The sequence below is a fragment of the Anaerolineales bacterium genome (genome assembly GCA_022866145.1).
Classification (GTDB): domain Bacteria; phylum Chloroflexota; class Anaerolineae; order Anaerolineales; family E44-bin32; genus PFL42.
Map to the genome: position 1 here is coordinate 1 of JALHUE010000538.1, position 7,253 is coordinate 7,253.

Consider the following 7,253-nt stretch of genomic DNA (forward strand, 5'->3'; position numbering starts at 1 on the left):
CCCCGGAGGGATCTGGCGACGGGCGCGTCCATGACCGGCGGCCATCATCCGGCTGTCCGGACGCGGTCGGAGGCGTGGAGCTATTTCTTCGCTGGGAGCTCAGGGACGAGGGAGGCGCCCCCGACCAAGGCCAGGATGGTGCTGACGAAGGTCACGAGGATACCCGGCCCGATGGCTGCAGTCTGCGCACTGCCGGCGGCTGCCGCCGCCTGGTTCAAGCGGATCCCGATCATCGCGACCAGAAAGGCAGAGGCCGCACTGAGGATCACGAGGGACAGCGAATACCTCCTCCCCGGACGGCCCCGGTAGGCGAACGCCGTGACCACCATCAGGACGCCGATGCTCAAGACGAAGATGCCGTTCGGCAGGTCCAGAGCATTCTGGGTGACGGTGGTTCCGTCGGGCCGCGTCAAGACGACCCAGGGAAGCAGCGTGCCAATCAGATAGATGGATCCGGCAAGGAAGGTAGTTCGTTGGCCACGGGACATCGTTCCGCCTCACACAAGGGCTGCGATCATTATCCCCCAGCTCAGCGGGGGTGCCAAGCAGACTCTGTCGGTCCCGAGGGTGGGCTTCCTTGAAGCCGGAGAGAGCGAGCCAACGTCTGGAGCCAACGCGAGCTTCCCGCGTGCTTCAGTTCACCATGTGGCAGAAGCCAATACAATGACGCCTGCCAGGGCCGACTTGCCCTGCGTGAGCCTGTTGGGCTGGCGGGAGCGAGGAATGATGGACGCCCGGATCAAGCCGGCCGAAGAACTGGCAGAATCCAATGGCCGCGAACCGGAGGCCAAGGCCGCGGCCCCGGGTGGATCGCTCGTCTCGGGCACAGCGGACGAACGGTCGGATATCGATCTGTACGTCTACCTGGCGGCCGATCTCCCCATGGCGGCGAGAGTTGCGATGGCGAACGCCCGAGCCGGCGAGGCCGAGGTTGGCGCTACCCTATGGGAGCGAGGCGATGAGTGGGTGGAGGCCCCCTCGGGCCAGCACGTTGATCTGATCTATCGGGACTCCGGGGAGGCCGAGGATCAACTCGAGCGGGTTCTGAGACTACACCCGGCATCGGTCGGCTTCTACACCTGCATCTAGCACAACCGGCGGTACTCGACGATCCTCGCCTACCGCGAGCAGTGGCTGGGCAGGCTGCAGCGGGATGCGCAAGCACCCTATCCCGATCAGCGGGTGGCATCGATCCTGGCCAAGAATCACCCTATCCCGCGGGAATCGGCCTCGACCTACAGAGTTCAACTGGCATCTGCAGCCGCGCCCGCTGACGGGTGAGCGTGAATCCAGGGTGTGGCAGCCGTCCTGGCCAGCACCTTTGACATCCTGTTCGCTGTGAACCGCCAGCTGCATCCAGGCGAGAAGGGACTGATCGAACACGTCGAGAGGCACTGCATCCATCAGCCTCGGCGGATGAACGAGCACGCGCAGGGGCGGCTGACGTCGGCGGGTCCGGGCGAAGGGGTGCTTGATTCGCTCGACGACTTGGTCGACGGCCGATATGAACTGCACCGCTGACTGCATCTGTCGTGATGCCAGGCGGGCGCCCAAAGGGTTGTGCGAGAGATGGGATACCACTTCAGCACCACCGTTGGCTTGTCCTTCGAAGCAGCCTTGGACAAGGTACAGGCAGGGTTGCCGCGCGAAGGATTCGGCTTGCTGAGCGAGATCGACGTGCAGGCGACCCTGAAGAGGAAGCTCGATGCGGGCTTGCGTCCAAGGCAGATTCTGGGCGCCCGAAATCTGCCTCTCGCCCAGAAAGGTCTCCACCAGGAACGGAGGATTGGCGCCAGGCCTCCCTGCCGCGTCGTGGTCCAGCGGGTGGAGGCAGGGGTAGAGGTGGCGGCGTCGGACCCGGTAGTCTCGATGGCGGGCATCGACAATCCTGAGCCGCGCGGGCACGCCTCGGTTGGCTGCTACCGGTCAGTAGCGGGACGGTGGTAGAGTCATGCCCGGTGCTGATTTCCATGCCCGCCTCGGGTTGCGGGAGCAAGACGTATGAATGTGGAACAGATCGCCCAGCAGATTGTCAGCGCTCTCGAGGAGCTGAACCAGCAGCTGCCGGCTGAGGCCCGAATTGAGCCCTCGCCCTCGGCGGCGCTGCTCGCGCCCGCGGGGAAACTCGATTCGCTTGGATTGGTGAATCTGATCCTGCTCGTCGAAGAGCGGATGGCCCGCGACCTCTCCGTGGAGATCTCCCTGACCGAGGATCAGACCCTGGCGCAGCCAGAGGCTGTCTTCCGGGACGTTCAAAGTCTTGCGAACCATATCCTGGGGCTGGTCGAGCAGCGGGCAGCCAGCGCCGGAGCGACAGGATGAGAAGTGAGCCTGCGATTCCGGGCCTGATCATCTCCGACTTCAACGCCCAGAACCTGGCTGGCTTTCTCAACAACACCCCCGAGCCTCCCACCTTGGCTGTCAGCGTCGTTCCCTTCGGGCAGGTCATGCAAACCCTGACGGACGAGTCGATGGTCTGTTGGCAGGCCAAGCCCGAGGTGGTGATCATTTGGACCCGGCCGCAGGCGGTCCTGGCCACTATCCAGGGGTTACTGGACAACAGCCGGCCCCCGCTCCAGGCGTTGCCGGCCGAAGTGGACGCGTTCACAGACGCGGTGCGGGCCGCCAGTCAGCGCTCACGCCTAATGTTGGTGGCGAGCTGGACCGTTTCCGCCTACGAGCGAGGCTTGGGAGTGATCGACTTGAAGAGCGAACACGGTCTCTCCCGCCAGCTGGCCAGGGCGAACCTGCGACTGGTTGAAAACCTGTCAGCGGTGCCGAACGTGTATGTGCTGGATGCGGCGCGCTGGATGGCGCTGGCCGGGGCGGAGCATGCCAACAACCCCAAGCTGTGGTACCTGGGGAAGATCGGATTTGGCAGCCAGGTGTTCCAGCAGGCCGCGTTGGACATTCGGGCCGCCATACTGGCTTCAGCCGGCAAGTCGCGGAAGTTGGTACTCGTCGATCTGGATGACACATTGTGGGGCGGGATCGTCGGCGACGTCGGCTGGGAGGGGATTCGCTTGGGGGGCCACGATGCCATCGGTGAGGCCTTCGTTGATCTCCAGGTCGGCCTCAGGGCGCTGAAGAACCGGGGGGTGCTGTTGGGCATCGTCAGCAAGAACGACGAGAGCATTGCCACGGAAGCCATCCAGCGTCACCCGGAGATGGTCCTGCGCCTGGAGGACTTCGCCGGGTGGAAGATCAACTGGGATGACAAGGCGGCAAGCGTCCGGGCGCTCGTCGCCGAGCTGAACCTCGGTCTGCAATCCGTCGTGTTCATCGATGACAATCCGATCGAGCGTTCGCGCGTCCGGCAAGCACTGCCGGAGGTCCTTGTCCCGGAGTGGCCGAAGGACAAGCTGTACTCCCGGCGCGCTCTGCAAAGCCTGGCCTGCTTTGACACTCCTACGATCTCGGAAGAGGACCTCGATCGCACCCGGGCGTACGCGACGGAGCGCCAACGAACGGAGGCGCGCCAGGAGTCTCAATCCTTCGACGACTGGCTTCGCTCCCTGGAAACCCGAGTGCTCGTCGAGCCGCTGTCTGCGGCCAACCTGCCGAGAACTGCCCAGCTGCTGAACAAGACGAACCAGATGAACCTGGCGACCCGGCGCCTGACGGAATCCGAATTGATGGCCTGGGCGACGGAGGTGGGGCGCCAGGTGTGGACCTTCCGGGTTCAGGATCGATTCGGCGACTCTGGATTGACGGGCATCGGCAGTCTTCAGCTCGAAGGGGACTCGGCAACGATCGTGGATTTTGTTCTGAGCTGCAGAGTAATGGGTCGAAGGATTGAGGAGACGATGCTCAGCTTTCTGGCGCAGGCAGCAAGCGACCTCGGCGCCCGCCGGCTTGAGGCGGCATACCTGCCCACGGCCAAGAACGGTGTATGCCTTGCATTCTGGAAAGATCGCTCGGGGTTCGAGAAGATGCCGGAGGGGGATGTGTTTGGCCGGAGCCTGGAACCGCCCTTTCCCTCCTGCGAGGGTGTGGAACTCGTTCTCCCTGAACCCCGGACCCGGTGAGGGCGGCCTCGCTCCGTCTATCCCGGCCGGTGGGCTTTGGCGTCTTTCTTAGAAGGGCGCCGCGGACAAGTTGGCGCGCAGCTCGGCGTCCTGGGTGGCGAGTCCGGGTGAAGGTCTGGGCTGCCCTCTGGGGTTATCCGTTCGAGGGCGAATGCGGGGTCCACAGCGGGTCACAGCGAAAGGGTGGGGCGGCTGCGCATGCCGATTGTGACGTCATCCGACCAGATCCGGAGCCAGCTTGAGGTTGCCTTCGGCAGTCTCGAAGGCAATCCGCTGATTGTGCACAGCGATCTGGTGCGGATTGGATTCGTCCCCAAGGGCCGGAGCCTCGAGCAGCAGCTGGCGGATTGGCTGACGATGATTCTGGAGGCAGCCAGCGGGCGCACGCTGCTGTTTCCGACCTTCAACTACGACTACGCCAAGAGCGGACGCTACCGGCCGAGAACGGATCCGGCCCAGGTCGGCGCCCTCAACGAGTACGTCCGGATCCAGGTTCCTGGCCAGCGCACCCTCACCCCGATCTTCAATTTCGCCGTCGTGAATGGGGCGAGTTTTCCTCTTGAGCCTGCCGGCAATCCGTTCGACGATGCCTCCACATTCGGGGTCGCTCGCAACGCTGGCGGGAGTGTCGTGTTTCTGGGAGCCGCACCGGCTGCCAACACGTTTATCCATCATGTGGAGGAAGCGGTAGAGGTCCCGTACCGCTACCTCAAGCCGTTTCCTGGGGTGATCGAAATCGATGATTCGCAGCGAGAGGTCACGCTGCACTATCGAGTCCGACCTGCGGCCGCGAGCACGGTCGAGTACGACTGGCAGCGCCTGGCTGCGGACCTGCGGTCGCGGGGGATCCTAAGCAGCTTCCCGGTCGGGAACGCAAGTCTTGAATTCTACCGAGCGCCGGCGCTCTACGACTACTGGTGCCAGCGGCTGCGCGAGAATGAGCACTTCCTGCTGACGGAGGACTCCTTCCGCAAGGTCCACGACATGTACCGGCAGTACGGCAAGCCCTTGCGTTATCGGACGGTTGAGGCCGACAAGCAGGCGGGGTCGTAGGCCTGCTCAGGCCTCGGTCGGGTACTTGAGCCCCCACTGGCTCCGCAAGGCATCCATCGTCTGCATCACCTGGAGCGACTCGTCCAGGGGCATTCGCTCACTCTCGAGCATGCCCTCCCGCAGACATCGCATGACCTCGACCGTCTGATAGTGCAGCCCGTTGCCCTCGATGGGGAATTCGAGGGTTTCCTCATCCATGCCGCTAAGGAACAGGGTCAGCCGGTCCGGGGCATGCATCGGGGAATGAATCCTCAGGTATCCCCGAGTTCCCAGGATCGTGGCCTCATCGGGTGTCGTCACCTGCATCGAGGCATACAGGATGGCAAGCCTCCCGCCCTCGTAGGCGAGGAGAATCCCCTCCTGCTCGTCCACACCGGTTTGTCCCAGCTGAGCCAGGGAGCTGATGCGGGCCGGCGGCCCGAAGACGCAGGAGGCCAACGACACCGGATAGACCCCCAAGTCGAGCAGAGCCCCACCGCCGAGACGGGCCGCGAATAGCCGGCTGTCGGGGTCGACCTCGAACCGCTTGCCGAAATCGGCCGCAAGCAAGCGAACCTCGCCGAGGGCACCCTCCTGTAGCAGGTGGCTGACCTGTCCCATCGCCGGCAGGAACCGGGTCCACATCGCCTCCATCAGGAACAGCTTTCTTTCGCGGGCCAGCCGGATCAACGCTTGGGCTTCACCGGCGTTGAGGGTGAATGGTTTCTCGCATAGCACCGATTTGCCGGCTTCCAGGCACAACGAGGCGTTCTGGAAGTGAAGGGTGTGTGGCGTGGCAATGTAGGCGACGTCGACCTCGGGATCCTCGGCGAGCGCGGCGTAGCTCCCATGTCGGTGCGAAATCGAGTGGCGGGCACCGAAGGCTTCAGCGGTCTTCTTTGATCGCGAGCCAAGGGCGACCAGCTCCGCCTCCGGAGCGGCGCGCAGCCCCTCAGCGAAGCTGTCCGCGATCTTCCCGGTGCCGACGATTCCCCAGCGGATTCGGTCGTGGGGCATGCAGGCCATCCTTCCACAAGGTGCAGTCGTCCGCCGTGATCGCGATCGGCCTCAAACGGCCTTTGCGTCGGTCAGAGCCTGCTTCGGTTGGAGGCCGTCAGCGAAGCGGCGCACTCCGCAGTCCGACTCGCAACCCAACTGACGCTCGGTCATCCCTCCGGCTCGGCTCTTGGCTCCCTTAGCCAGAGCCGCTAGTGGATCACTCCTCTCCGGCAGGGGTCCCCCTCCAGCCGGCAAGCGTGTGGAATACAAGCAGCCACAACCAGTACAGAAAGAGCACCGCGGTCTCGATCCAGTACACCCTGCGGCTGGCATCTCCGCCCAAGGGCTCCAACTCAGGCCGGGCGTTGATCGAGCACAACCCCAGGATCGCCAGCGCACCCGAGATCAAGATGGCGGCGATCAGCCCGCGGTTGCGCAGGGGTGAGGTGAAGGCCGTGAAGAAAAAGGCCGACCAACCGAGGGAGAGGATGGCGATCAGGCTGTCCTGGTAGCCGAGGGAAGGCAAATCATAGTAGATGTACAACCCGGGGACCTTGAGCTGGCCCAGGTGGGCGAGACCCACGCAAAGGAAGTAGATCGAACCCGCCAGGAGTGAGGCCTTCAACACAAGCTGGTTGCGGGACATCGGGGATACCCTCGCTGGGCGGTCATTCTAACGCTTGCCTATGGCAACGCAACTCTCCCCGTCGCCTTCGGCTTGCCGTGCGTGAGCGGGCGGAGGCCACGCCTCCGGTGAGCAAGCTAGGGGCGGCGGGTTTGCCCTGGCTGGCGGCTTGTCGGAGAATAGCTGGCACGGCCTCGGGTGGGACGGGGCCTGCAGGCGCAGTTCCTGGGACTGGAGTGATCTGCCAAATGGCATCGGCTTGGATTGGACTCGGTCTGGGACTGGCCTCGGCGATCGTCTGGGGAACTGGCGATTTCGCCGGCGGCATCGCCACTCGTAGGGCCAGACCCCTCCAAATCGTTGCCCTGGTCTCCATGGTGGGCTTCGTCACCTTGCTCGCCCTCGCCTGGCTAAGCGGCGCTTCAATTCCCGCACCGGCCGACTGGGGTTGGGCGATTGCGGCCGGTATCTCAGGTGCGATCGGGGTGACCGCCCTGTATCGAGGCCTGGCGATGCGGGCGGCGGCAATCGTCGCCCCGACGGCCGCCGTTGTAGGGGCGGCCGTACCG

General features: G+C 64.4%; 10 protein-coding genes. 7 read left to right on the plus strand and 3 right to left on the minus strand.

From position 1 onward, the window contains the following. Positions 1–80: 80 nt before the first annotated feature. Positions 81–488: a hypothetical protein gene (locus MUO23_15345; protein ID MCJ7514326.1), complete on the minus strand. Its 408-nt coding sequence runs from the start codon at positions 486–488 to the stop codon at positions 81–83. 235 nt (positions 489–723) lie between these two features. Between MUO23_15345 and MUO23_15350 the strand changes: the two genes are divergently transcribed. From MUO23_15350 to MUO23_15375, 6 genes are all read left to right on the plus strand, one after another. Beyond that, entirely contained in the window at positions 724–1,089 is a 366-nt protein-coding gene (locus MUO23_15350; GenBank protein MCJ7514327.1) for a nucleotidyltransferase domain-containing protein, read from the plus strand. A gap of 207 nt (positions 1,090–1,296) precedes the next feature. Beyond that, positions 1,297–1,521, plus strand: coding sequence for a hypothetical protein (locus MUO23_15355; GenBank protein MCJ7514328.1), 225 nt, complete (start codon positions 1,297–1,299; stop codon positions 1,519–1,521). 48 nt (positions 1,522–1,569) lie between these two features. After that, a complete protein-coding gene (locus MUO23_15360) occupies positions 1,570–1,947 on the plus strand; it encodes a DUF302 domain-containing protein (protein MCJ7514329.1) in 378 nt (125 codons plus the stop codon). A 54-nt stretch (positions 1,948–2,001) separates the two neighbouring features. Next, positions 2,002–2,322: a hypothetical protein gene (locus tag MUO23_15365; protein ID MCJ7514330.1), complete on the plus strand. Its 321-nt coding sequence runs from the start codon at positions 2,002–2,004 to the stop codon at positions 2,320–2,322. After that, a complete protein-coding gene (locus MUO23_15370; GenBank protein ID MCJ7514331.1) occupies positions 2,319–4,028 on the plus strand; it encodes an HAD-IIIC family phosphatase in 1,710 nt (569 codons plus the stop codon). Before MUO23_15365 ends, MUO23_15370 begins: the two co-directional genes overlap by 4 nt. A 198-nt stretch (positions 4,029–4,226) precedes the next feature. After that, the gene (locus MUO23_15375; protein ID MCJ7514332.1) at positions 4,227–5,081 is read left to right on the plus strand and encodes an AAC(3) family N-acetyltransferase; all 855 of its coding nucleotides are present in this window, start codon (positions 4,227–4,229) and stop codon (positions 5,079–5,081) included. A gap of 6 nt (positions 5,082–5,087) precedes the next feature. On the opposite strand, the gene MUO23_15380 is transcribed toward MUO23_15375, so the two are convergent. Both MUO23_15380 and MUO23_15385 read right to left on the minus strand, forming a co-directional pair. Further along, entirely contained in the window at positions 5,088–6,077 is a 990-nt protein-coding gene (locus MUO23_15380) for a Gfo/Idh/MocA family oxidoreductase (protein MCJ7514333.1), read from the minus strand. Positions 6,078–6,276: 199 nt separating this feature from the next. Further along, entirely contained in the window at positions 6,277–6,705 is a 429-nt protein-coding gene (locus MUO23_15385; protein ID MCJ7514334.1) for a hypothetical protein, read from the minus strand. A 227-nt stretch (positions 6,706–6,932) separates the two neighbouring features. Here MUO23_15385 and MUO23_15390 point away from each other — a divergent pair. Beyond that, the coding region (locus tag MUO23_15390) for an EamA family transporter (GenBank protein MCJ7514335.1) at positions 6,933–7,253 on the plus strand (321 nt) is incomplete at its 3' end.